Source organism: Rhizobium sp. UBA1881 (genome assembly GCF_002338015.1).
Taxonomy (GTDB): domain Bacteria; phylum Pseudomonadota; class Alphaproteobacteria; order Rhizobiales; family Rhizobiaceae; genus Rhizobium.
This window is the reverse complement of record NZ_DDHH01000212.1, coordinates 1-2,854: the sequence shown is the minus strand read 5'-3', so window position 1 is coordinate 2,854 and position 2,854 is coordinate 1. Positions and strand designations below refer to the sequence as shown.

The window sequence follows — 2,854 nt, the reverse complement described above, 5'->3', positions numbered from 1 at the left end:
TCTTGGCCGGCGAGACATCAGCCCGCCGACACCCGGCCCCCGCCGCCGGACTGGCAGCCCAACTCGCCGGTGTCAGCGCCGGCTATGACGCAGCCGCAACGCCTGTTCTCGTCGACATCAACCTCGCCCTGAACCCGGGCGAGAAGCTTGCAGTCATCGGCACGAGCGGTGCCGGGAAGTCGACGCTTTTGGCCCTGCTCGCCGGCGAGATCGAACCGCTCAAGGGCACGGTCGCCAACGATCCGGCCACCCTGTTGACCCAGCGCACCGAGCTCTTCCAGGACACGGTCGCCGGCAACCTGCGCCTGGCCTGTCCCAATGCAACTGAAAGCGATCTCAAGTCCGCACTCGCCGCCGCCGGTCTGCTCGCCGATATCGCCATCCTGCCCGATGGCCTCGACACCCGCCTCGGCGAAGGCGGCATGGGCCTGTCCGGCGGCCAGTCGCGCCGGCTGGCGCTCGCCCGCCTCTTCCTGCGCGACACGCCGCTCTGGCTGCTCGACGAGCCGACCGAGGGCCTCGACCGCGCCACGGCACTCGATGTCATGGCTCGCCTGTCCGAGAGGGCGAACGGCCGCTCGCTCGTTATCACCACCCATATCCGCCGTGAGGCGGAGATCGCTGATGTGATCGCCACGCTCGATGGCGGCCGCATCGCCAGCATTTCGCGCCGCGGAGAGACGGCGTTCGAAGAAGCTCTGAATCGGCTGAGACCGGACTGAGCGCGTGCATGACCGCCAGGCAATCCGGCCCGGCGGAAAATCTTCGTACCCCCATGGGGCGTGGGAGAAAGACTATGGAACTAGACATTGTCGACTTATCGCGTTTTCAATTCGCGCTGACAGCGCTCTATCACTTCCTCTTCGTACCGCTGACGCTCGGCCTCGCCGTGCTGCTCGCCATCATGGAGACCGTCTACGTCATGACCGGCCGCCAGATCTGGCGGCAGATGACGAAGTTCTGGGGTGTGCTCTTCGGCATCAACTTCGCCATCGGCGTCGCCACCGGCATCGTCATGGAATTCCAGTTCGGCATGAACTGGAGCTACTACAGCTACTATGTTGGCGACATCTTCGGCGCCCCCCTGGCGATCGAAGGGCTGATGGCCTTCTTCCTCGAAGCCACCTTCGTCGGCCTGTTCTTCTTCGGCTGGGACAAGCTCTCCAAGGTCGGTCACCTCGTGGCGACATGGTGCGTGGCGCTCGGCTCGAATTTCTCCGCGCTCTGGATTCTCGTCGCCAACGGCTGGATGCAGAACCCGGTGGGATCGGCGCTCAACCCGCAGACCATGCGCATGGAAGTGACGAGCTTCTTCGACGTGGTCTTCAATCCGGTCGCCCAGGCGAAGTTCGTCCACACGGTATCGGCCGGTTACGTCTGCGCCTCCATCTTCGTACTCGGCGTCTCGGCCTGGTACCTGCTCAAGGGCCGGCACATCGAGATCGCCAAGCGATCGATGACAGTCGCCGCCTCCTTCGGCCTGGCTTCCGCGCTCTCGGTTGTCGTGCTGGGTGACGAAAGCGGCTATCTGGCCACCGAAAACCAGAAGATGAAGCTCGCCGCCATCGAAGCCATGTGGGAAACGGAGCCGGCACCGGCCCCCTTCACCGCCATCGGCTTCCCTGATCAGGCCGCGCGCGAGACCCACTTCGCCGTCCATATCCCCTGGGTCATGGGCCTGATTGGCACCCGCTCGCTGGATACGGTCATCCCCGGGATCAACGAACTCGAGGAGCACGCAAAGACCCGCATCCGCGAGGGCATCAAGGCATACGACGCGCTGATGCAAATCCGCGCCGCCGGTTCGCCGGACAAGATCACGGCTGAAACCAAGAGCGCATTCGAGGATCTCGGCCACCAGCTCGGCTATGCCCTTCTCCTGAAGCGCTATGTCGATGATCCCCGCACCGCCACCGATCAGCAGGTCGACCAGGCGGCCCGAGACACCATCCCGCATGTGCCGACCCTCTTCTGGTCGTTCCGCATCATGGTCGGGCTCGGCGTGTTCTTCATCCTGTTGACGGCGACTTTCTTCTGGCTCTCGGCCCGCCGCCGCCTCGATGCTCATCCCTGGCTGCTGCGCGTCGCGGTCCTGGCGATCCCGCTGCCCTTCATCGCCATCGAGTTCGGCTGGGTGGTTGCCGAGGTCGGACGCCAGCCCTGGATCATCGAAGGCGTGCTGCCGACGGCCGCCGCCGTCTCCAGCCTCGGCGCCAGCACCGTGCTTCTGACGATCATCGGCTTCGCGGCGCTCTACACGGTGCTGATCATCATCGAGATGACGCTGATGGTGAAGGCCATCAAGAAGGGCCCGGAACCGGACAACGAGCCGGAAGCCGAGCTGATTTCCGAAACCCTCGTTCCTGCCGCGGAGTGATTGATCATGATCCTGCACGAACTCATAGATTATGAAACCCTGCGCCTCATCTGGTGGCTGCTCCTCGGCGTCCTCCTCATCGGCTTCGCCGTCACCGATGGCTTCGATCTCGGCGTCGGCATGTTGCTCCCCTTCGTCGCCAGGACGGATACGGAGCGCCGCGTCGCCATCAACACGATCGGCCCGGTCTGGGAAGGAAACCAGGTCTGGCTGATCCTCGGCGGCGGCGCCGTCTTCGCCGCCTGGCCGCCGCTTTACGCGGTCTCGTTCTCCGGCTTCTATCTCGCGATGTTCGCCATCCTGCTTGCCCTCATCCTTCGGCCGGTCGCCTTCAAGTACCGCTCGAAGCGCGAGAGCGCTCGCTGGCGCGGCAATTGGGATCTTGCGCTCTTCATCGGCGGCTTGGTTCCGTCGCTGATTTTCGGCGTCGCCGTCGGCAACGTGCTGCAGGGCGTGCCCTTCCGCTTCGATCCGGCC

General features: G+C 64.6%; 3 protein-coding genes. All 3 read left to right on the top strand.

What is annotated here, in order from left to right; genetic code table 11:
• Window positions 1-722, top strand: a 722-nt coding sequence (locus B3605_RS25515) for an ATP-binding cassette domain-containing protein (RefSeq protein WP_296436839.1), incomplete at its 5' end; no start/stop codon positions are given.
• Between the two features lie 74 nt (window positions 723-796).
• Entirely contained in the window at window positions 797-2,377 is a 1,581-nt protein-coding gene (locus B3605_RS25510) for a cytochrome ubiquinol oxidase subunit I (protein WP_112944363.1), read from the top strand.
• A gap of 6 nt (window positions 2,378-2,383) precedes the next feature.
• Window positions 2,384-2,854: cytochrome d ubiquinol oxidase subunit II (cydB, locus tag B3605_RS25505; RefSeq protein WP_296436838.1), on the top strand; the 471-nt coding region annotated here is incomplete at its 3' end.

Bases quoted from the DNA above. Each gene is read 5' to 3' on its own strand.
- B3605_RS25510 (WP_112944363.1), top strand. From the start codon at position 797: ATGGAACTAGACATTGTCGACTTATCGCGTTTTCAATTCGCGCTGACA.